This is a genomic window from Shewanella piezotolerans WP3 (genome assembly GCF_000014885.1).
Taxonomy (GTDB): Bacteria; Pseudomonadota; Gammaproteobacteria; order Enterobacterales; family Shewanellaceae; genus Shewanella; species Shewanella piezotolerans.
Genome location: NC_011566.1, coordinates 2,702,606 through 2,724,406, shown reverse-complemented (window position 1 = coordinate 2,724,406; position 21,801 = coordinate 2,702,606). Strand labels below are relative to the sequence as shown.

Below are 21,801 nucleotides of genomic sequence, written 5' to 3'. Positions count from 1 at the left end.
TTACTTAATTAGCTTATGCATAAAATGCATCTACTTATGCATTATGTGTAACGAAAACTTTCAGAAAAGAGTTTGTTAATGTAAAACATTTTAGAACATGCTTTACTTACTTCGAATTTATCGCGACACAGATCGCGAGAAACAATAATTAAGGGATATTAATGAAAAAAGCGGCACTTACACTTGCTATCGCATTATCAATTACTGGCTTAACAGCTTGTCAAAGCCAAACGACGATAGAAGCTAGCTCAGTCGAGTTAACTGAACAGAGTTTAAATTTTCAGGCGTTCAGTCAACAATTTATTGATGATTTATGGGTTGAATCACCAACCTGGGCTTTGTACAGCGGTTTCCATAAATATGATGGAGTACTTAAAGTCCCTAATGAGCAGGCTCGTCAAGCAAGCTTAAACTTTGTTAACAAGCAGTCGGCTTTATTAGCCAGTTTTGACAAAGCAAGCTTACCCGCGAGTTTGCTTACTGATTATCGCTTAATTGAAAACCTAATTGGCGAAATGCGCTGGAACATTGAGACATTTAAGTCATGGCAATGGAACCCGGCTAGCTACAATGTCGCCGGTGGATTTGCTCAAATTATTAATGAAGATTTCGCTCCACTTGATGAGCGTCTTATTTCAATATTGTCAAGAATGCAGAATGTCCCCGCTTATTATGCAGCAGCCAGAGAAAACATAAACAACCCAACTATTGAGCATACTCAACTTGCGATAATGCAAAATGAAGGTGCTTTTTCTGTATTTAATAATGATTTGTTAGACAAAGTCATCGCATCTAATTTATCAAATGCTCAAAAAGCCCTGTTTGTAACGCGCTTTAACAAAGTAACTATCGCTATCAATGAACATATAGATTGGTTAAAGACACTTGAAACCAAGCTAAGTAGGGAGGGGGCACGCAGCTTTAGGATTGGAGAAGAGCTGTATGAGCAAAAGTTTGCTTTTGACATACAAGCAGGGATGAGTGGAAAAGCGTTATACAAAAAGGCGCTTGCGGATAAAAGTCGCGTCCAAGCAGAAATGAGCAAAATAACTGAAAAGTTATGGCCAACTTATTTCGATACGCCCATGCCGACAGATAGCAAGGTTGCAATTAAACAACTTATCGATAAATTGTCAGCCAAGCATGTCAAACGTGATGATTTTGTCGATGAAGTAAGGGCTCAAATCCCCGAGTTAGTCGCTTTTGTTAATGAAAAGCAACTAGTCACACTTGATCCAAATAAACCTCTAGTTGTGCGTGAGACACCCGCATACATGCGCGGTTATGCTGGGGCGTCTATTAGTGCTCCAGGGCCTTATGAAAAGTCAGGCAATACTTATTATAACGTTACTCCACTAGATGGGATGAGTGAAGAGTCTGCAGAAAGTTACCTTAGAGAATACAACCATTGGATTTTACAAGTACTCAATATTCACGAAGCAATACCAGGCCATTACACTCAATTAGTCTATTCAAATGAATCTCCAAGTTTAATTAAAAGCCTATTTGGTAACGGTGCAATGGTGGAAGGTTGGGCTGTGTATACTGAGCGCATGATGTTGGAAGAGGGATATGGTAATTTCGAACCAGAAATGTGGCTGATGTATTACAAGTGGAATTTGCGCGTTATCTGTAACACTATTCTTGACTACAGTATTCAAGTAAATGGTATGACTGAAGAGCAAGCTCTGGACTTGATGATGAATGAAGCCTTCCAGCAAAAAGCAGAAGCCCAAGGTAAATGGCGTCGAGCAACGCTAAGCCAAGTACAACTAACCAGCTACTACTCTGGTTATCGTGAAATATATGATTTTAGAGAAGAGTATAAAGCGTTGAAAGGTGATAAATTCGACCTTAAAGCTTTCCATGAGGAGTTTTTGAGTTACGGTAGTGCTCCTGTAAAATATATTAGAGAACTCATGCTAGCAAAGTAGCAGTTTTACAGGGCCATTTTGGACTACATTTTTGTTATAAAGCCAGTAACTAAACGTTACTGGTTTTTTTGCCTAAAGTAATTGAATTAATGTGACGAAAGCAAAGAATTTGTACTAGCAAAATAAGCTGACCTAGTGTAATCTCAATGATAATTGTTCGCATTTAGATTCTTAGAAATGAAAAATGTACTAGTTGTTGATGATGATCTTGTTTTACAAAGCCTTTTAAAGAGTGGTTTAGAAGCTGAAGGCTACGTTGTATCGTTGGCCTCAAATGGCTTTGAAGCACTTGAAAAGTTGAAGTGCTCGTCAGTAGATGTCATCATTTTGGACATAAATATGCCGACTTTGGATGGCATTGAAATGCTCAAACTCCGTAAAGATAAAACGCCCGTTATTGTTATTTCATCATTAGATACAGAGCAAGATCGGGTTAATGTATTCGAATTGGGCGCCGATGACTTCCTGAGTAAACCGTTTAGTCAACGAGAGCTTCTAGTCAGAATAAATGCTATTAAGCGCAGAATTGCTTTAGTTAGAAATGAAAGCCATCTCACTGATGAGTTAGCGATGGATGTGTTATTTGATGATAGTAGTTACAGTGTCTCAATATCTGCCAAAGAAGTTTCCTTCACTCAAACCGAGTTTAAGCTATTTAAGTACCTATTTGAACGTAAGGGCAATGTAGTCGCTAAAGATGAACTACAACTCAGAGTATTGCAAAAAGAGTTAGGGCAATTTGACCGTAACCTCGATATGCATATTAGTAATACACGAAGGAAACTCGCAGCTACTCAGTTACCTAAATCTTTAATTAATACTGTAAGAGGCAAAGGCTACAGTTTTGCAGAACAGTAATACTAATCAATATAAAGATTTGCTCGCTCTGCGATAATTTAGCAGCTTTGAGGTAATGTCATTAAATGCTCCTCGATAACTACTCCTGCGTGACTCTCGATAATCACTGCTGCATTATTCTAACTTTGAGCATCCTTACTCTCGTAACTCCTATATCTGATCTCTAAGGAGGCAGGGAATGCCTAATTTTGTATGGAACAAAATAGACCATATAGTCGAGTATCAATGACATTCACCACATCTTATCTCCAGCGATTGAGGGAATGCCCTAAGCATGTCTGCAACATGCTAGGCTATGTGGTTTGAAATGAAGAACATAGTTATCCTACATTCAAGTTCATTAAAACAGCATCAAAGCCGCTAAAACTCGCCTAAAAGGAGTGTTTTTGGCAGCCTACTTCGGCAACGAATAAACTCATAAGGGAATAACTAAAGTATCATTTACCCGTCTTGAATTAGTCGCTATAAAAAATGCTGAGTAGACCAATTTCTTATACTGATTGGCATAAGAGAGTCATAGAATCAAAAAAGGGAGCAATTAGCTCCCTTTTTGAACACTGAATTTGATTGATTATTTTAGCAAGATAGTTGGGTCAACAAACTCAAGGTTTAGTGCTTCAGCAACTTCAGCGCAAGTGATCTTCCCGTGCATAACGTTCAAGCCGTTTAGCAGGTGCTTATCTTGCAGTAATGCTTCGCGGTAACCTAGCTGTGCGAGTTTGATAATGTAAGGCAACGTTGCATTGTTCAAAGCAAATGTAGAAGTACGTGCTACGGCGCCAGGCATGTTTGCCACACAGTAGTGAACCACTTCGTCTACGATATACGTTGGCTCTTGGTGTGTAGTTGCGTGTGACGTTTCAATACAGCCACCTTGGTCAATAGCAACGTCTACGATTGCAGAACCAGGCTTCATTGCAGCAATATGTTCCTTGGTAACTAATTTAGGTGCCGCAGCACCTGGAACCAATACACCACCAATAACAAGATCTGCTTCAAGCACATGCTTTTCGATTGCATCAGCAGTAGAGTAGATAGCTTTAACTTTATTGTCGAACTGAGCATTAAGACGACGAAGCGCATCAATACTACGATCAAGAATGACTACGTCCGCTCCAAGACCCACAGCCATTTGTGCTGCGTTTGTTCCAACCATACCGCCACCGATAATGACGACTTTTGCTGGCTCAACGCCCGGAACGCCACCTAGTAGCATGCCGCGTCCGCCCATTGACTTCTCAAGTGCCATAGCACCGGCCTGAATTGACATACGACCAGCGACTTCTGACATTGGCGCAAGTAGTGGTAGAGCACCGCGGTCATCGGTAACAGTTTCATAAGCAATACAAACAGAACCACTTTTAACAAGGTCTTCTGTTTGTGGTAAGTCTGGCGCTAAGTGTAGGTAGGTAAATAGAAGTTGATCTTCTCTTAACATAGCGCGTTCAACGGCTTGAGGTTCTTTTACTTTAACAATCATCTCTGACTGAGCAAAAACTTCAGCTGCAGTTTCTAGGATTTTAGCGCCAACATTAACGTAATCTTTGTCTGAAAAACCAATGCCGGAGCCAGCATTTGTCTCAATAAAAACCTCATGACCACGTAAGGTCAGTTCACGAACACTAGAAGGTACCATGCCTACACGATATTCGTGGTTTTTGATTTCTTTTGGAACGCCAATAATCATCTTAGAGCCTCAATTTCGCATAAAAACCCATTTACTATGGGTGTAATTGTTATTTTGAATTGCCTGAACGTGAATGTTTCAGGGAAATCTAGTATAGTATTCCTTCGGCAGTTTATGCTGCTGAAGTTTATCTAAACACAGTGTTTTATTTGGTTATAGATGCAATTCAAGGTTAAAAATATGGTTAATAATAAAAAGAGTCCTATAAAAGACTTAGATCGTATAGATCGAAATATACTCAACGAGTTACAAATTGATGGACGTATTTCGAATGTCGAGCTATCGAAGCGTGTAGGGCTGAGTCCCACTCCTTGTCTAGAAAGAGTTAAAAGGCTTGAAAAACAAGGGTATATCAAAGGATATACAGCATTAGTTAATCCCCACTATTTGGGTGCATCTTTACTCGTGTTTGTTGAAATTACACTAAATCGAGACACTGCAGAAGTTTTCGATAAGTTTAATAATGCCGTGCAACTACTTGATGATATACAAGAATGTCATTTAGTTTCAGGCGATTTTGACTACTTATTGAAAACTCGTGTTTCTGATATGTCTGCTTACAGACGTTTATTAGGGGAAACCTTACTAAAATTACCTTCAGTCTCTGACACGCGCACATATGTGGTGATGGAAGAGGTTAAGCAAACTAATCGTGTAGCTATCAATACTATCTCAGATATGTAGTTTCGTTGTTTTATCGTACAAGAAGGGAGTCAGCCGACTCCCTTTTTTTATACAAAATACAATTGATACAAAATGATGCAAAGTATTCATGTGAATACTTATTCACTATTCTGTTCTGCTTCCAAACGCTGCAAAACAAACTCATTTCTGGTATCTTACTGACATTATCGTCTTTTTTATTGTAGGTTTGCGATTGTCTAAGGCAAATAGTGTAAAAACCCTTTCCGGCGTACAAAGGCTATTAGAAGGTAGTCTGATCATATGTTGCATGATTGCAACTTACATACTTATCGCGTTGAGCAGTTTTAATGCATCCGATCCCGGTTGGAGTCAATCCAATTTCGATGGAGACATACAAAATCTAACTGGTGCAGTAGGCGCATGGTTAGCAGATGTTTTGTTTTATATCTTTGGATACACGGCTTATATCATTCCGATCATTATCGCGCTAACCGGCTGGCTGTTATTTAAACGAACCCATAAACTATTAGAGATTGATTATTTTTCAGTCGGTCTTAGGCTAATAGGATTTCTTCTAATTGTATTTAGCTTAGCAGCTCTAGGAAGCATGAATGCCAATGGGTTATATGAATTCTCGGCAGGTGGCGTAGCTGGTGATGTTATTGGCCAAGCGATGCTACCGTACTTCAATCAGTTAGGCACAACCTTACTTTTACTGTGTTTCGTTGGAGCTGGCTTTACCTTACTTACCGGCATCAGCTGGTTAACTGTTATCGACATGACTGGGTTCGCTACCTTGTGGTGCTTGAAAGCACTACGAGAACTCCCTGCAAGATTAACCCCTGAAAAAGAGGAGACCGAAGACACTCGAGGGTTTTTGTCGGTTGTGGAGCGCTTTAGAGAAAAGCGCAGTAAAGAGCAGGCAGAAGATGAGTATCAACAAGATGAAGAGCATCTTGAAGTTATAAACGAACAAGTTGAACCCCACACTGAGTCCCGAATTGAACCGCAGTTGACACCATCTGAGCCGCTTAAAGAGCCAACCATACAGGCGCCTTGGGTTAGCGAAAATATAGATGAACTCGAAACAATTGATTTTGGTTCAAAAGAATCAACTGGCGCAGTCAATGCCAGTAAGCGTATTAAAGAAGATAAGGCCAAAATTGTAGACGGTATTGTTATTCTACCTGGACAAGAAGAGCAAGCACTGTCAGCTCCGATGGACCCGTTACCAAGTATCTCTTTACTCGATGTACCTAATCGCCAAAGTAATCCAATCAGCCAAGAAGAGTTAGAACAGGTCGGTAAGCTAGTAGAAGTTAAGCTTGCCGATTTTAACATTACTGCCAAAGTTGTTGGCGTATTTCCAGGTCCAGTCATTACTCGCTTTGAGCTAGAGTTAGCGCCGGGAGTCAAAGCATCAAAAATTACTAACTTATCGAAAGACTTAGCACGCTCATTACTTGCTGAGAATGTTCGAGTCGTTGAAGTTATCCCTGGTAAAGCTTACGTCGGCTTGGAGTTACCGAATAAATTCCGCGAAACCGTATTTATGCGTGACGTACTCGACTGCAAAGAGTTCAGAGATAACCCATCCCATTTGAGCATGGTTTTGGGCGCAGACATTGGTGGCAAACCCGTTATTGTCGATTTGGGTAAAATGCCGCATCTATTAGTTGCTGGTACAACAGGCTCTGGTAAGTCAGTCGGCGTGAACGTAATGATCACCAGCTTACTGTATAAATCAGGACCTGACGATGTACGGTTCATTATGATTGATCCGAAGATGTTGGAACTTTCAGTCTATGAAGGGATCCCACATCTTTTATGTGAAGTTGTTACCGATATGAAAGAAGCAGCCAACTCTCTGCGTTGGTGCGTCGGTGAAATGGAGCGCCGTTATAAACTTATGTCTGCATTAGGTGTTCGTAACTTGAAAGGCTATAACGCCAAAATCAAGCTGGCAAAAGAGGCTGGAGAGCCTATCTTTGACCCACTTTGGAAATCGTCAGACAGTATGGAACCTGAAGCTCCTGAGCTGGATAAGCTTCCTTCGATTGTGGTTGTAGTTGATGAGTTTGCTGACATGATGATGATAGTCGGTAAAAAAGTTGAAGAATTGATTGCCCGAATTGCACAAAAAGCACGAGCAGCTGGGATACATTTAATACTTGCAACACAAAGACCATCAGTCGATGTCATTACAGGCTTGATTAAAGCTAACATCCCGACTCGTATGGCATTCCAAGTATCATCTCGAATTGACTCTCGAACCATTCTTGATCAGCAGGGTGCGGAGACATTACTGGGTATGGGTGATATGCTTTATCTGCCTCCAGGTACCAGTGTTCCTAGCCGTGTTCACGGGGCATTTATTGACGATCATGAAGTCCATAAAGTTGTTGCTGATTGGCACGCTCGTGGTAAGCCTCAATATATTGACGATATTCTTCAAGGCTCCGCTGAAGGAGAGCAGGTTCTGCTTCCTGGTGAAGCGAGTGAGTCTGATGAAGATACCGATGCACTCTATGACGAAGCAGTTGCGTTTGTCACTCAAACTCGTCGAGGCTCAATTTCAAGCGTACAACGCAAATTTAAAATTGGATATAACCGAGCCGCTAGGATTATTGAACAGATGGAACTTCAAGGTGTGGTAAGTGCCCAAGGACATAACGGTAATCGAGAAGTATTAGCACCGCCACCGCCAAAAGTCTTTGATTAAAGCGTGATATATAATGATGCTGTTGTTGGTAGAACAAATAGCAAAGTCAAAATCAGTGTTGGTAAGTAGCCAACCCGGAGAAACAGATATGAATAAACTGATCGCGATAGCGATTGTAAGCTTGCCTCTTTTAACCCACTTTTCGGCTCAAGCAGATGCGTCAGAGCAGTTAAAAGTTAAGCTTGCTGAAATAGACAACTTAAAGGCCAATTTCAGCCAGACTGTCACAGATATAAACGATAAAGTCATCCAGACTGGCGAAGGTGTTTTTGCACTTGCTCAACCAAACCAATTCTACTGGCACCTTACTGCCCCTGATGAATCTTTGATTGTTGCCGATGGCACCGACGTATGGATCTATAATCCATTTAACGAAGAGGTGTCTGTAATGGATGTGAACCAAGCCATCAGTGCCTCGCCTATCGCTTTACTGGTGCATGATGATGCTAAAACCTGGGCGCAGTACCAAGTGACTAATACCGACCAGTGTTTTGCAATTAGCCCAATCGATAAAGATGCAGGTGTATCAGAAGTTGAAGTTTGTTTTAACGAAACAACCTTAACGGAAATGGTCTTAAAGGATCAGCAGGGTAATACCAGTAGCTTCTTGCTTTCTGAACAGACTACACTGGATAAAAGTGAGAAGAATTTGTTTAAATTTGTCGTTCCTGAAGACGTTGATATTGATGACCAACGTTTAAAGTCACCTAATTAAGAGTATTTCGTGAGCAGTTTTAGTTTTGATTTCGCTCCAGATTTTCGGCCGCTTGCGGCAAGAATGCGACCTGAAACATTATCGCAATATATAGGGCAACAGCATTTATTGGGAGAAGGGCAGCCATTAAGGCAAGCTTTAGAGGCCGGTAGAGCCCACTCTATGATGTTTTGGGGGCCACCAGGTACTGGAAAGACAACCTTAGCAGAACTTGTTGCCAGTTACGCTAACGCCCACGTCGAGCGGATTTCTGCCGTGACCTCCGGCGTAAAAGAGATCCGCAGTGCTATTGAGCACGCAAAAAGCGTGGCTCAATCTAGAGGCCAACGAACGTTACTTTTTGTCGATGAGGTGCATCGATTTAATAAGAGTCAACAAGATGCTTTCTTGCCATTTATAGAAGATGGCACAGTGATTTTTATCGGGGCGACGACTGAAAACCCTTCATTTGAAATAAACAATGCTTTGTTATCTCGTGCACGAGTTTATCTTATCAAGCAACTCACTATCGAGGAAATATGTCAGATTACTCAGCAAGCTTTACTGGATGAAGAGCGTGGTTTAGGCAAACGTAAGCTGATTTTACCGCCGGATGTAGCCATAAAGTTGGCCAAAGTGTGTGATGGTGACGCCCGAAAAGCACTTAACCTTATTGAGCTCATTAGTGACATGCTCAAAGATGGTGAAGTTTTTACCGAAGAGATGATCGTACAGGTTGCTGGACAACAACTTGCGGGTTTTGATAAAAATGGCGATCAATATTACGACCTAATTTCTGCAGTACACAAATCAATACGAGGCTCAGATCCTGATGCTGCGCTGTATTGGTATTGTCGAATGCTTGAAGGTGGCTGCGATCCGCTTTATATCGGCAGACGCTTATTAGCCATTGCGTCTGAAGATATCGGGAATGCGGATCCAAATGCAATGACCGTAGCAGTTAATGCGTGGGAATGCTTTCACAGAGTTGGGCCCGCAGAAGGTGAGCGAGCAATAGCACAAGCTGTACTTTATTTAGCGAGTGCTCCTAAAAGCAATGCTGTTTACACAGCCTTTAAAGCAGCACGCCAGTTAGCGAGAGAGACTGCGAATGAAAGTGTGCCTGAACATTTACGCAATGCTCCAACTAAACTGATGCAAGACATTGGTTATGGTGAAGGCTATCGCTATGCGCATGATGAACCAAATGCTTACGCAGATGGCGAAGTTTATTTGCCTAAATCAATCGCTGGAAGCCAGTTTTATTTCCCAACCGAACGTGGATTTGAAAAACGTATAAAAGAGAAACTGGCTAATTTGTCCGAGCTAGATCTTAAAAGTAAGGTGAAAAGATATGAATAATGTCCTTTTTGTTGCGCTAGGTGGCTCTATTGGCGCAGTTTTACGCTATCTTATCTCAATATTGATGCTTCAGGTGTTTGGTAGTGGTTTCCCTTTTGGTACACTTATGGTCAATATTTTGGGTTCCTTTTTAATGGGCGTAGTTTACGCTCTTGGACAAGTCAGTGAAGTGAGCCCAGAAATAAAAGCATTTATTGGTGTGGGTATGTTAGGTGCCCTAACTACGTTTTCTACTTTTTCCAATGAGTCACTGTTGTTGATGCAGGAAGGTTATTTGGTCAAAGCGATTTTGAATGTTGTTGTCAATGTTGGCGTTTGCATATTCGTCGTCTATTTAGGGCAGCAATTGGTATTTTCTCGTTATTAACTATTAAGATAATAAGACATGTTAGATCCAAAATTTTTGCGTAATGAATTAGAAGTAACCGCTGAACGTTTAGCCACTCGTGGTTTTATTTTAGATGTCGAACGTTTAGGCAAATTAGAAGAGAAACGTAAGTCACTGCAAGTCAGTACTGAAGAGTTACAAGCATCTCGTAACGCTATCTCTAAATCTATCGGTCAAGCAAAAGCTAAAGGTGAAGATGTTGCACCGATTATGGCAAAAGTTGGAACGTTAGGTGCTGAGCTCGATGCTAAAAAAGTTGAGTTGGCAGCACTTTTAGATGAGCTTAATGCTATCGCTATGAGTGTGCCCAACCTACCGGATGAATCTGCGCCTATTGGTGCTGATGAGTCTGAGAATGTCGAAATTCGTCGCTGGGGTACACCAAAAGAGTTTAACTTTGAAGTTAAAGACCACGTTGAACTTGGCGAAACTCTCGGTGGGCTTGATTTTAAAAACGCGGTAAAACTTACCGGTTCTCGATTTATCATTATGAAAGGCCAAATTGCACGCATGCACCGCGCTCTAGCGCAGTTTATGCTAGACCTTCATACTACGGAGCACGGTTACACTGAAGCTTATGTACCATTGTTGGTAAACGAAGATAGTTTACTTGGCACTGGCCAACTTCCAAAGTTTGGTGAAGATTTATTCCATACCAAACCAGCCACAGAAGAAGGGCAAGGGTTAAGTCTTATTCCGACTGCAGAAGTACCATTGACTAATATCGCCCGTGATTCAATTATTGATGAAGATGACTTGCCTGTCATGATGACTGCGCATACGCCATGTTTCCGTAGCGAAGCGGGCTCTTATGGCCGTGATACCCGTGGCCTTATTCGCCAACATCAGTTTGATAAAGTAGAGCTAGTACAGTTAGTTAAGCCTGAAGACTCTATGCAAGCACTTGAAGAGTTAACTGGCCATGCGGAAACTGTATTACAGAAGCTAGGCTTACCATATCGTACGGTAGTACTATGTACTGGCGATATGGGCTTTGGCGCGGCTAAAACGTTTGATATTGAAGTTTGGCTTCCAGCCCAAGATACGTTCAGAGAGATCTCTTCATGTAGTAACATGCAGGATTTCCAGTCTCGTCGTATGCAAGCGCGTTTTAAAGCTAAATCTGCTAAGAAGCCAAGCTTACTTCATACATTAAATGGTTCTGGTCTTGCTGTTGGGCGTACTTTAGTCGCCGTGTTAGAAAACTATCAAAATGAAGACGGCTCAATCACAGTACCAGAAGTGTTACGTGGTTACATGGGTGGTTTAGAAAAAATAGGCTAGAGTGTTAGTCATCAAAAAAGCCTCTACTTAGTAGAGGTTTTTTTATATCTCATATCCAGCGAAACCTTGTTGCGACTAATTTAATAATTTGGCGTTCACTTTAGATTTTATTTAAAATTAGTGGATGATTATTAGATATTCATAGCTATATAGATAAATTTTGTTTTTAGTCAATAAAACTCGCTTTCTACCTAGCTACTTCAGTGGTATAAATACAGCCAAATTCCCCTACAAATCTCTATTTAGGAAAGCAGTTATGATATTTTCCCAGGTTGAACTTGCCCCAGCCGATCCAATTTTAGGCCTTACCGATGCATTCAAGGCTGATCCACGTGATGAGAAAGTAAACTTAGGTGTTGGGATCTATAAAGACGAGTCTGGAAAAACACCCATCCTAAAAGCGGTTAAATTAGCGGAAGAAAAGTTGCTCGCGACAGAAATGAGCAAAAGCTATTTAGGTATGGAAGGCGTTCAGGCTTATAACCGCGCAGTGCAATCTTTACTGTTTGGAGCGGATCACACCGTGGTTAACAATGCTCGCGCGTTAACGGCACAAGCTCCAGGTGGCACAGGTTCTCTTCGTGTAGCCGCAGAGTTTCTAGTTCGCCATACGAAATCCGATACGATTTGGGTCAGTAACCCAACATGGGCTAATCACCATAATATTTTCAATTCTGCTGGCTTGAAAACAAAGTCTTACGGTTATTATAAAGCAGAAACTCATGGTCTGGACTTTGATGCAATGAAAGCCGACCTTGAAGGTGCTAAAGAGGGCGACTTAGTGTTATTGCACGGATGTTGTCATAACCCAACTGGCATCGATTTAAATGAAGTGCAATGGCAGGAAATAGCCGAACTTTGCTTAAGCAAATCATTGGTGCCGCTATTCGACTTCGCATACCAAGGTTTTGGTGCTGGTGTAGAGGAAGATGCTGAAGGGCTGCGTATAGTTGCCAGTATTGTCCCTGAGTTAATTGTTGCTAACTCTTTCTCTAAAAACTTCGGGCTTTACAATGAGCGCATTGGCGCTATTACTGTCGTTGCTGGTAATGATGCAGAAGCGGTGAATGCGTTTAGCCAGATAAAAAGTACTATTCGTGCATCATACTCAAACCCACCTGCTCATGGTGCGCTAATCGTTAGCACGATTTTAGAAGATGAATCGTTAAAACTGATGTGGCAGCAAGAGCTGCAAGAGATGAGAGAGCGTATCGCAGAGATGCGAGCTTTATTTGTTCAATCTTTAAAAGAGAGTGGCGTAAGTCAGGACTTTAGCTTTATCTCTACTCAGAATGGAATGTTTAGTTTTTCTGGATTAAACAAAGAGCAAGTATCCCGATTGAAAAATGAGTTTGGGGTCTATATTGTCGGTTCTGGACGCATTAGTGTTGCAGGTATGACAAAAACCAATATGCCTAACATATGTAAGGCTATTGCAGCAGTGCTATAAAGAATTTTGACTGTAGTAAAAAAGGACCCTTAGGGTCCTTTTTTTATGTATTTTCTAGCTGTGTAAGTTTGTCGGGGATCATTTCAGCTAATGCAGTAGCTAAGGCTCTTTTGTCATGTAAACCACGGTGATGGCTACTTCTTAACGGGTAGTAGCTGATATATCCGTCTTGTGATGGTGTATCCCCATGGCGCAATACTTTATCTACGATCTTCAGGCCCAACACTTGATGACACCAGTCAAGTTTTTGCGCTAAACCACAATTGGCTATCGGTGACGGTTCTTCGGTTAAATTATCGATTAATATCACTTCAGCATTTGACTCAGCTAGGGCCTTGGCTATTTTTGGTAGTAGCAACGGCGGCATAATACTGGTTAAGAAACTACCAGGCCCGAGAATAATGATGTCAGCTTCTCTTATCGCTTCACAAGCTTCACAGGTGGCTTGAACTATAGGATCAAGTGACAGAGCAATCGGGGTATCTTCCATTTTGTCAACATTGATCTCACCAAAAACACTTCGTCCACACGCTTCCATGGCGACTAGGTGAGTGGGCTCTTCAGACATTGGTATTAATCGTGTTTCAATGTTTAAAAATTGGCGAACTAAATTGATTGCTTCGAGAGGCCTGACACAAAGCTCATCTAATGCTGTCAGCATCAAATTGCCAAGATTGTGACCATTAAGCTCACTTTCACCATTAAAACGGTATTCAAACATCAGTGAACCGACAGATGGTTTTTTAGAAAGTTGAGTAAGGCAGTTACGCAGGTCGCCCCAAGCGATACAGTCTTTTTCTGCGCGCAATCTTCCCGTCGAACCGCCATTATCCGTCGTAGCGACAATCCCTGTTAATTTCGGACCAAGAAACGACAGTGTTGATAATACACGCCCTAAACCATGTCCTCCACCAATGGCGACAACATGTTGATATTGATTGAGTGCATTGTTTTTCAAAAGGGCCTCCTTCCTGAATACCCAAGTATTTTAATTCTTATTGGCATTATAACGACTTAAACAGAATTTTTCGCGATGAAATCTGATCCTAGCTGTCATATAATACAAAATTAGATAATAAGACTTAACATATTTTGTATTTTTAGAGGGCGTGCAGTGAAGACAGGTAAAGTAGGTTTGTTTACCATCGCTTTTGGCGTTGTTATAGGTGGTTTTTTACTTGTTAGGCTAACACTGATCCCCGAACAAGAAAGTGAGAACTTGCGATTAGGTAAAGCAATTAAGAACTCTGCTATCGAGAGTAAGGTGCCTAATTTTAGTGAGATTAAAGATATTAAAGCGAAAAAGAAGGCATTTTTCGATTTTCTGCGTCCATCAGTCAAGCACCAAAATGCAGTTATCAAAGCTGAACGAGAGTTTCTACTTGGCATTAAGAGCCAAATAGAAAGTGATAAACAATTGACTGATGCGGACGAATTTCGTCTACAACAGATAGCCGAAAAGTATCAATATACCTCAAGGCGCATCAACAGTAACACAATTGATAAGCTATTAGTTCGGGTTGATGTGGTTCCAGAACAAATGGTATTGATTCAAGCTGCCAATGAAACCGGGTGGGGCAGTTCTCGTTTTGCTAGGGAAGGTCTAAATTTCTTCGGTCAATGGTGCTTTAGAAAGGGTTGTGGATTAGTACCACAATCGCGTACAACAGGTTTATCGCATGAAGTCGCTGTTTTCAAAACAGTAGAAGACTCAGTCGCTTCTTATATGCGCAACTTAAACTCAAACGCTGCTTACTCCGTGTTTAGGTCTATTCGAGCGGATATGCGTGCAGATAACCAAGTGCCTACGGCAGAAAAACTAGTGTATGGCTTAGTTAATTATTCAGAAAGACAAGAAGCTTATATTGATGAGTTGCTTGAAATGTTACGTCAAAATCAACCGTATTTAGTGGACAAAAATGAAAAAACACCTGCTGCTTAGCCTTATTATTCTAAGTTGTTCAGCGGTACACGCTGAACCTATATCACTAGAGTACCAAGGGTTCTATCAACGCCTTAAACAAGTTAACAAGGGGAATTATCAACTCGTTGAAGTTGCTTTTTCTGTGTCGAAAGCAAATGACTGTAAAGTGATTGATGGCACTATCACCACAGAGAAAGAATCTTACCCTCTAACAATAACGAAAGAGCAAAGAATATTTTTACCCTACGATGTGAAGTTAAAATCTGATCGGGCATTGGTCAATCTTAATGTCGATGGCGATGCGAACTCTTGTGCTATCGCCATGCAGGTTAGAGCCAAGAATACCAAGCTAGCCTATGAGGCATCAGAGTTATTGCAAATACAGTCCGAGATGGACGCCTTATTAAACCAAATGCAGGGATTTCCTATGCGTTACTTCTCATCAGACATCGCGGGTCTAAACCTAGAGTTTGGTACTGAAGTAATCATGACGTTAGATGGCAAGCAAATACCGGTAAGTGGTACTTATCGTTTAGCCAAGGGACGTCATTGAACAATTAAAGTCTATTGAGTTTACTCAGTCACCCAAGGTCATTAGCCCCTGGACGGCTCACTAGTAACTGATAGCGTAACAAAAAGCCCTCTTAATAGAGGGCTTTTTTAATGGCTTTAATCAGTCTAGCTATGTGGACTATAAGTACTGACAACATCGATACGGGCAGCTTTATCTAAATCAATGTGGCCATTATTAGCGATATCTACAAAATCAAAAGCGGGTAGGTCGGATTCTGCTACATCACCTTTTAAAGGGGCGTCAGCATTTCTCTCTAACGCTAGGAAATCAAACTTTTCTCTGTCAACACCCTGAGACGGAGCTGTGTGTTGCATCGCTGTAAAGATTGTTTCTATACGGCCTGGGAAATCTCTATCCCACTGAACTAACATCTCTTTTACTGCTGCGCGTTTAAGGTTTTCCTGGGAGCCACAAAGGTTACAAGGGATAATAGGAAACTGCTTTAACTCTGCATATTCTGCAATATCTTTCTCGCGACTATAGGCAAGAGGGCGTATGACCATGTTGGCACCATCGTCAGACAACAGCTTTGGCGGCATAGCTTTCATTTTACCGGCAAAGAACATGTTCAAAAATAGGGTCTCAATGATGTCATCTCTATGGTGGCCAAGAGCTATTTTGGTTGCGCCAATTTTTTGAGCAAAACCATAAAGAGTACCACGACGTAAGCGTGAGCATAACGAACAGGTTGTCTTACCTTCTGGAATTTTGTCTCTTACGATCGAATAGGTATCTTTCTCTAAGATATGATAAGCGACACCGAGCTTATCAAGATAAGCTGGTAAAATCTCTTCAGGAAAGCCTGGTTGTTTTTGATCGAGGTTAACTGCGACTATCTCAAATTTAATCGGTGCACGTTGCTGAAGGTTAACCAGAATGTCGAGCATAGCATAACTATCTTTACCACCGGATAAGCAGCACATGACACGATCGCCTTCTTCGATCATGTTGTAATCGCCTATTGCTTTACCAACTTCAGAGCGCAAACGCTTTTGCAGCTTATTGGTTCGAGAGATCTGTTCTGGTGTTAATTCTTCGGACATAAAAAAACGCGCCTAGTACACAAATGTTCAGGGCGCGTATTATTCCAGCTAATCAGCTCTGGGTAAAGTCTATTAGTGGTTATGCTTCATCTAGTGGAGATTTATACCCGTCTGGTTTAACGGCTAGTAGATCACAGTTGATGCTGTCAATGACATGCTCAGCAGTATTGCCGATTAAAGCCGCTGAAATCCCAGTTCTACCTACGGTACCCAAAATAACAAGTTCTGCATCGAGCTTTTCTGCGAGTTCAGGAATAACATCTTCAGGCAAACCTTCTCTTACATGACAGAAATCTGAGGAGATATCATAGGCGTTGGCAAGGTAGGTAATACGTTCCTCGTGCTGATAACGAATGGTCTCACTGTAAGAGTGTGAATCAAAGTCTGGTAGCTCAATCGCAAGATTAACAGGCGTACCTGGATAACCATTTACAAGGTGAACCTGTGCATCAAATTGTTTAGCTAGCTTTTTAGCATGCTTAATTATTTTGACATTAAGAGATTGGTTAGTTTCATCTTCAGAACTTACATTGATTGCACAAACTATTTTTCCTGCAACCGGCCAGTCATGATCTTTGACGAGTAATACAGGCACTGGTGCTTTTCTTAAAAGGTGCCAATCAGTAGGGGTAAATATAACCGATTTTAGCTTATCGTGCTCATGAGTCCCTTTAACAATAACATCATATTGGCCATTAATAGCGTGTTGAATGATGCTCTCAAAAGGGCGGTTGTGCCAAATAACTTCAGTTTCAATCGCTACATTATCAGTCTTAAATGGCTCAACGATGTCATCCAACCAAGCCTTACGCTGCGCAACTACGCCTTCGCGCATGGCTTCACGTTCTTGTCCGGATAAGATTGATGTCATTTCATAAGAGAAATCGAAGATAGATAAAAAGACGGTAATACTCGCATTGTTTGCAGAAGCGAGCTTAACAGCGCGAGCCAATGCAGCTTGTCTATCTGTGGTCGGATCAACCACAACAAGGAGTTTTTGATAGTCCATCATAACTTTATCCTTATCTAATGTTATATTACCATCTTGCACCAAAACGATGGATATTCATTGTTTTAGATCAACTGATTAGTCGATATTCACTATCTTGCAATATTACTATTTCCCGCTAAATTACTCAAAGCATCAATATCAAGAATAGTAATATATTTACCTTTCACTTCAATCAGTTCGGCTTTTTGGAAACGACCTAATAAACGGCTGATGGTTTCAACTGTGAGCCCAAGGTAATTGCCGATATCCCCACGGGTCATGGTCAAACGAAACTCTCTTGGAGAAAAGCCTCGGCTGCCAAATCGCTTTGCAAGGTTGCTAATAAATGCTGCTAATCTTTCTTCAGCATTTTTCTTACTTAACAATAGAATCATCTCTTGATCACTTTGGATCTCGTTACTCATCAAACGCATCACTTGCTGCCTTAGCTTTGGCATTTTACCAGTAAGATCATCAAGCGTTGTGTAAGGAATTTCGCAAACCATTGAGGTTTCTAAAGCTTGGGCAAAGCTTTGATGGAATTGTGAATGAATTCCATCAAATCCTATAACGTCACCCGCTAAATGAAAGCCTGTGATCTGCTCATCACCTTGCTCGGTGATGGTATAGCTTTTTATCGTGCCAGAGCGAATGGCAAACAGAGATTTAAGTGGATCACCTGACTTAAAAATAGCTTCGCCTTTTTGAATAGGTTTTTTACGTTCAATTATTTCGTCTAATTGATCTAATTCATTAGCATTCAGCGTGAAAGGGATACACAAGGTACCCATGCTGCAATCATGACAATGAATTGCACAGCCTGAAGCCATTTGACGACGATTTTTGTTGTTATCTACGCTCATTCTCTATCTCAGTTCTGTATCCACTTGCTATGTTAAACTAATTTAATAATCGGGGCTAGTTTAGCTGCCCTATAGCCACATATAAGGTTTGTATGCCGAAGGCAATAAGTAGCATGCCGCTCACTTTTTTTACGGTACTTTTTTGAACCCAGCGGCTAAAGGTACTTGCAGCTACGCCAGCACTAAGTAGTGCCGGAAGTGTACCTAAACCAAACGCAGCCATAATTAACGCACCGTCCAGCGCATTACCTGCAGCGACAGCCCAAGTAAGCATGCTGTAGACTAATCCACAAGGTAACCAACCCCACAATCCACCGGCAATGAAAGCCTGTGGTATGCTTTTGATGGGGATAAAGCGATTAGCTAAAGGTGATACTAATTTCCACAGACCTTTACCTAAGCGTTCTATCTGTACGACGCCAGACCAAATTTGTGCAATGTACAAGCCAGTAATCATCATCATCAGACCTGCGATAATCCGCAGTACTAATAAGTATAGGTCAACGTCAAACAGTAACCCTAGTGCATTGGTACTTAGCCCAACAAGAGCGCCTGCCGTGGTATAGCTAATGATGCGCCCACTGTTATAGCTGAAAAGGTAACCGAGTTGTTTTACCAGTGTGTTACTACCATTTGTTTGGGGAATATTTGCTGATAATGCACCGACAAGGCCGCCACACATACCTATGCAATGGCCAGCGCCCATGATACCAACAAGAAATGCGCCGACTAAGCTGTAATCATTCACTCGGCGTGTTTTTCCGTTTATCTTGTGAGTCTGTTACATTCCGAGAGTCTAGAGAGCGAGTCGACTCGGCTTGATTGCTATCTTCTTCAAACAAAATAGAGACACTTTGCTTCTCTAAGTCATCAAATTGATCTGAACGAACAGCCCAAAAGAAAATGCCTACTGCAACGAGTACAAATAACATGGCGATGGGGATCAAGACATAAATAATGCTCATACACGTACCTTGAGTAGTCTTAAGCTATTGCTTACGACAATGAGTGAACTGGCTGACATGCCAATTGCGGCAATATAAGGAGCAACATGACCGCTAACTGCTAGAGGGATTATAAACAGGTTGTATGCCAGCGCCCAGAACAAATTTTGCTTGATGATAAGCCCGGTTTTCTTAGCGACTTTTACCGCATCAGAAAAACGAGACAAATTATCACCAAGTAGTATGATATCTGCACTGTTTTTACTGATAGCCGCACCGCTTCCCATTGCGACAGAGAGGTTGGCACCTGCGAGGACGGGAGCATCGTTAATGCCGTCACCAAACATAGCCACTTGGTTGGTTTGTTGCAGTTTACCAATCAACGCCAGCTTGTCTTCAGGCATAAGACCATTGTGCCAGTTCTTAATATCGAGCCGTTTGGCCAGTGATGCAACTTCGCCTGATTTATCGCCGCTTGCGATACTAATATTACAGCCTAACGCTTTAAGTGCGGTAACTGCTTGCTCAGTATATGGCCTAATTTCATCGGCGAGCGTTATCTTTGCTTGAACAACATCATCAATGCTTAACCAAACAATGACCTCTTTTTCTTCTGCATTGCTGCCATTGATAAATGATTGACTGCCGATTTTAACTAAATGACCATCAATAACACCTTGTAGCCCGTTACCAACAAAGCTTTTTTTATCTAACACTTTGATTGTTTGGTTTAAATACGGTTGAAAAGCGCGAGCGATAGGGTGTAATGAACTTGCCTCCAGCGCCGCCGCATATTGCATTACTTTCTCTTGTGGCAGGCTTTCTTTGCCGGCTAGTATCATTTCTACATCTGTTATAGATAACGATCCTAAGGTGAGTGTGCCAGTTTTATCAAATACGATATGGTTGAGCTTAGGAAGCTTTTCAAAAACACCAGCCTTGCGAGTGATAATCCCAAGCTTTGTTAAAATTGCTGTACCACATGTTACTGCCGTAGGTGTTGCGAGTGCTAATGCACAAGGGCAGGTCGCAACTAACACCGAAAGTGTTACCCAAAAAGCATCTTCAGGTGAGTAAAAATACCAAAATATATAAGTGGCTGTCGCAATCAACAAAATTGCAGCAGTAAAGTAATTAGAAAATCGATCAGCATAAAGAGCAATCTTAGGTTTACTATTAGACGCTATCTCTTGCAGCCTAATAATCTCGGCAACCAGCTGTTCTTGCCCTAACGCGGTGACTTGGATGGTAATCGGTTGTTCAATATTGATCGTGCCAGCAAACACTTGTGCCTCTAATGACTTAGCAACTGGCATCTGCTCACCGGTTAACATGGCTTCGTTTATGGAGGAATTTCCCTCAATAATAATACCGTCAGCTGCAATTACATCGCCAGGTTTCACCACGATAGTATCGCCAATCACTAGCCTTTTAGCTGGTACTTCTTCAATACCTTTGTCGGTTTTTAAAAGAGCGGTTAATGGCACCAGTTTATGTAAATTACTGGAGCTAACAGAAGCTTTTTGACGAGCATTTTGTTCAAAGTAACGTCCAAGCAATAGGAAAAAAGTAAACATCGATACCGATTCGAAATAGACCTCCCCAGTGCCGTTAATGGTTTCAACACAACTGGCGATATAAGCGCCGCATATTGCGATACTCACTGAAACGTCCATATTCAAACGCCCCATTAACAAGGAACGTATGGCACTGAAATAAAAGGGCTGAGCAGAGTAAAACACAACAGGCGCGGTAAAAAGCATGCTAACCCAGCGGAAGTAATCCCTAAATTCTGTGTCTAGATCGGTAAAGTATCCAGAGTAAAGGGCGAGGGCAAACATCATTACTTGCATGGTAGCAAAACCCGCTAGCCCAAGACGGACTAAAAACTTTCTACTGTCTTTTTTACTCTTTGTTTCTTGTTCATCGATTTGAAATGGCGCAGCCTGATAACCAATCGCACCAATTTTATTCAGAATTTCACTCAACTTAACTTGATCGGCTTGCCATGCAATGAGTGCTCGCTGAGTGGTTGAGTTAACTTGAACACTGACTACGCCATTGAGCTTTTTGACTTGATGTTCAATCAGCCAAGCACAAGCTGCGCAGGTGATCCCATCAATAGTTAGCGAGACTTCATTGAGTTCATCTCTATGATGAATAAAGTCCTGTTGCACTTCTGGCAGGTCATAAGCACTAACGCTGTTTAACTCTTCGGGTACTAAAGCGGTTTGCTTACTACCGGGTTCAGTACGAAATTTATAATAATTAGTTAAACCCGCATCGATAATAGCCTGTGAAACTGCCTGGCACCCCGGACAACACATGGGTTGATCTTCATTTTGGATTTGAGTGGTGAATTGAGTACCGGTGAGTACGGGTTCACTGCAATGATAGCAACTGATCTGGCTCATAGATTTGGGTTCATACTAATTATT

18 protein-coding genes and 1 pseudogene are annotated in these 21,801 nt (G+C 41.5%); 11 read left to right on the top strand and 8 right to left on the bottom strand.

Going from position 1 to position 21,801, the window contains the following annotated elements; all coding sequences use genetic code 11:
• Positions 1-161: 161 nt before the first annotated feature.
• Positions 162-1,934, top strand: a complete 1,773-nt coding sequence (locus SWP_RS11700) for a DUF885 domain-containing protein (RefSeq protein WP_020912690.1) — start codon at positions 162-164, stop codon at positions 1,932-1,934.
• A gap of 177 nt (positions 1,935-2,111) precedes the next feature.
• On the top strand, positions 2,112-2,792 hold the full coding sequence (locus SWP_RS11695; RefSeq protein ID WP_044555873.1) for a response regulator transcription factor: 681 nt from the start codon (positions 2,112-2,114) through the stop codon (positions 2,790-2,792).
• 571 nt (positions 2,793-3,363) lie between these two features.
• Here SWP_RS11695 and ald read toward each other — a convergent pair.
• The gene (ald, locus tag SWP_RS11690; RefSeq protein ID WP_020912688.1) at positions 3,364-4,479 is read right to left on the bottom strand and encodes an alanine dehydrogenase; all 1,116 of its coding nucleotides are present in this window, start codon (positions 4,477-4,479) and stop codon (positions 3,364-3,366) included.
• Positions 4,480-4,659: 180 nt separating this feature from the next.
• Here ald and lrp point away from each other — a divergent pair, with 180 nt between their 5' ends.
• The 7 genes from lrp to SWP_RS11655 all read left to right on the top strand — a co-directional run bounded on the left by lrp (position 4,660) and on the right by SWP_RS11655 (position 13,024).
• The gene (gene lrp / locus SWP_RS11685) at positions 4,660-5,163 is read left to right on the top strand and encodes a leucine-responsive transcriptional regulator Lrp (RefSeq protein ID WP_044555872.1); all 504 of its coding nucleotides are present in this window, start codon (positions 4,660-4,662) and stop codon (positions 5,161-5,163) included.
• 193 nt (positions 5,164-5,356) lie between these two features.
• Positions 5,357-7,846 carry a DNA translocase FtsK gene (locus tag SWP_RS11680; RefSeq protein ID WP_020912686.1) on the top strand — a complete coding sequence of 830 codons (2,490 nt, stop codon included), beginning with the start codon at positions 5,357-5,359 and terminating at the stop codon, positions 7,844-7,846.
• A gap of 88 nt (positions 7,847-7,934) precedes the next feature.
• Complete coding sequence (gene lolA, locus SWP_RS11675; protein WP_020912685.1) at positions 7,935-8,561, top strand: outer membrane lipoprotein periplasmic chaperone LolA; 627 nt, start codon at positions 7,935-7,937, stop codon at positions 8,559-8,561.
• 9 nt (positions 8,562-8,570) lie between these two features.
• Positions 8,571-9,902, top strand: a complete 1,332-nt coding sequence (locus SWP_RS11670; RefSeq protein WP_020912684.1) for a replication-associated recombination protein A — start codon at positions 8,571-8,573, stop codon at positions 9,900-9,902.
• Positions 9,895-10,269 carry a fluoride efflux transporter CrcB gene (crcB, locus tag SWP_RS11665; protein ID WP_020912683.1) on the top strand — a complete coding sequence of 125 codons (375 nt, stop codon included), beginning with the start codon at positions 9,895-9,897 and terminating at the stop codon, positions 10,267-10,269. Before SWP_RS11670 ends, crcB begins: the two co-directional genes overlap by 8 nt.
• An 18-nt stretch (positions 10,270-10,287) precedes the next feature.
• Positions 10,288-11,574 carry a serine--tRNA ligase gene (gene serS, locus SWP_RS11660; RefSeq protein WP_020912682.1) on the top strand — a complete coding sequence of 429 codons (1,287 nt, stop codon included), beginning with the start codon at positions 10,288-10,290 and terminating at the stop codon, positions 11,572-11,574.
• A 256-nt stretch (positions 11,575-11,830) separates the two neighbouring features.
• Complete coding sequence (locus tag SWP_RS11655) at positions 11,831-13,024, top strand: amino acid aminotransferase (RefSeq protein ID WP_020912681.1); 1,194 nt, start codon at positions 11,831-11,833, stop codon at positions 13,022-13,024.
• Between the two features lie 43 nt (positions 13,025-13,067).
• Here the strand turns inward: SWP_RS11655 and yvcK are convergent, their stop codons facing one another.
• The gene (yvcK, locus tag SWP_RS11650) at positions 13,068-13,982 is read right to left on the bottom strand and encodes a uridine diphosphate-N-acetylglucosamine-binding protein YvcK (protein ID WP_020912680.1); all 915 of its coding nucleotides are present in this window, start codon (positions 13,980-13,982) and stop codon (positions 13,068-13,070) included.
• 156 nt (positions 13,983-14,138) lie between these two features.
• On the opposite strand from yvcK, the gene SWP_RS11645 reads away from it, so the two are divergent.
• Together SWP_RS11645 and SWP_RS11640 are read left to right on the top strand one after the other, a co-directional pair.
• Positions 14,139-14,966 (top strand): glucosaminidase domain-containing protein, encoded by an 828-nt coding sequence (locus tag SWP_RS11645; RefSeq protein ID WP_020912679.1) that lies wholly within the window; start codon positions 14,139-14,141, stop codon positions 14,964-14,966.
• Positions 14,944-15,565, top strand: a pseudogene (locus SWP_RS11640) (DUF2987 domain-containing protein). The gene SWP_RS11645 and the pseudogene SWP_RS11640 overlap by 23 nt, the downstream one beginning before the upstream one ends.
• A 61-nt stretch (positions 15,566-15,626) precedes the next feature.
• Here SWP_RS11640 and ttcA read toward each other — a convergent pair.
• The 6 genes from ttcA to SWP_RS11610 form a co-directional block, all read right to left on the bottom strand.
• Positions 15,627-16,565, bottom strand: coding sequence for a tRNA 2-thiocytidine(32) synthetase TtcA (gene ttcA, locus SWP_RS11635; RefSeq protein ID WP_044555871.1), 939 nt, complete (start codon positions 16,563-16,565; stop codon positions 15,627-15,629).
• 79 nt (positions 16,566-16,644) lie between these two features.
• On the bottom strand, positions 16,645-17,577 hold the full coding sequence (uspE, locus tag SWP_RS11630; protein ID WP_020912676.1) for a universal stress protein UspE: 933 nt from the start codon (positions 17,575-17,577) through the stop codon (positions 16,645-16,647).
• 89 nt (positions 17,578-17,666) lie between these two features.
• The gene (etrA, locus tag SWP_RS11625) at positions 17,667-18,419 is read right to left on the bottom strand and encodes an electron transport transcriptional regulator EtrA (protein ID WP_044555870.1); all 753 of its coding nucleotides are present in this window, start codon (positions 18,417-18,419) and stop codon (positions 17,667-17,669) included.
• A gap of 55 nt (positions 18,420-18,474) precedes the next feature.
• Positions 18,475-19,167 (bottom strand): sulfite exporter TauE/SafE family protein, encoded by a 693-nt coding sequence (locus SWP_RS11620; protein WP_020912674.1) that lies wholly within the window; start codon positions 19,165-19,167, stop codon positions 18,475-18,477.
• Positions 19,160-19,384, bottom strand: a complete 225-nt coding sequence (gene ccoS, locus SWP_RS11615) for a cbb3-type cytochrome oxidase assembly protein CcoS (RefSeq protein ID WP_020912673.1) — start codon at positions 19,382-19,384, stop codon at positions 19,160-19,162. The genes SWP_RS11620 and ccoS overlap by 8 nt, the downstream gene beginning before the upstream one ends.
• Entirely contained in the window at positions 19,381-21,777 is a 2,397-nt protein-coding gene (locus SWP_RS11610) for a heavy metal translocating P-type ATPase (RefSeq protein WP_020912672.1), read from the bottom strand. The genes ccoS and SWP_RS11610 overlap by 4 nt, the downstream gene beginning before the upstream one ends.
• Between the last annotated feature and the right edge of the window lie 24 nt (positions 21,778-21,801).

Bases quoted from the DNA above. Each gene is read 5' to 3' on its own strand.
- SWP_RS11610 (WP_020912672.1), bottom strand. From the start codon at position 21,777: ATGAGCCAGATCAGTTGCTATCATTGCAGTGAACCCGTACTCACCGGT.
- ttcA (WP_044555871.1), bottom strand. From the start codon at position 16,565: ATGTCCGAAGAATTAACACCAGAACAGATCTCTCGAACCAATAAGCTG.
- uspE (WP_020912676.1), bottom strand. From the start codon at position 17,577: ATGATGGACTATCAAAAACTCCTTGTTGTGGTTGATCCGACCACAGAT.
- ald (WP_020912688.1), bottom strand. From the start codon at position 4,479: ATGATTATTGGCGTTCCAAAAGAAATCAAAAACCACGAATATCGTGTA.
- lolA (WP_020912685.1), top strand. From the start codon at position 7,935: ATGAATAAACTGATCGCGATAGCGATTGTAAGCTTGCCTCTTTTAACC.
- ccoS (WP_020912673.1), bottom strand. From the start codon at position 19,384: ATGAGCATTATTTATGTCTTGATCCCCATCGCCATGTTATTTGTACTC.
- crcB (WP_020912683.1), top strand. From the start codon at position 9,895: ATGAATAATGTCCTTTTTGTTGCGCTAGGTGGCTCTATTGGCGCAGTT.
- SWP_RS11655 (WP_020912681.1), top strand. From the start codon at position 11,831: ATGATATTTTCCCAGGTTGAACTTGCCCCAGCCGATCCAATTTTAGGC.
- etrA (WP_044555870.1), bottom strand. From the start codon at position 18,419: ATGAGCGTAGATAACAACAAAAATCGTCGTCAAATGGCTTCAGGCTGT.
- lrp (WP_044555872.1), top strand. From the start codon at position 4,660: ATGGTTAATAATAAAAAGAGTCCTATAAAAGACTTAGATCGTATAGAT.
- SWP_RS11695 (WP_044555873.1), top strand. From the start codon at position 2,112: ATGAAAAATGTACTAGTTGTTGATGATGATCTTGTTTTACAAAGCCTT.
- serS (WP_020912682.1), top strand. From the start codon at position 10,288: ATGTTAGATCCAAAATTTTTGCGTAATGAATTAGAAGTAACCGCTGAA.
- SWP_RS11700 (WP_020912690.1), top strand. From the start codon at position 162: ATGAAAAAAGCGGCACTTACACTTGCTATCGCATTATCAATTACTGGC.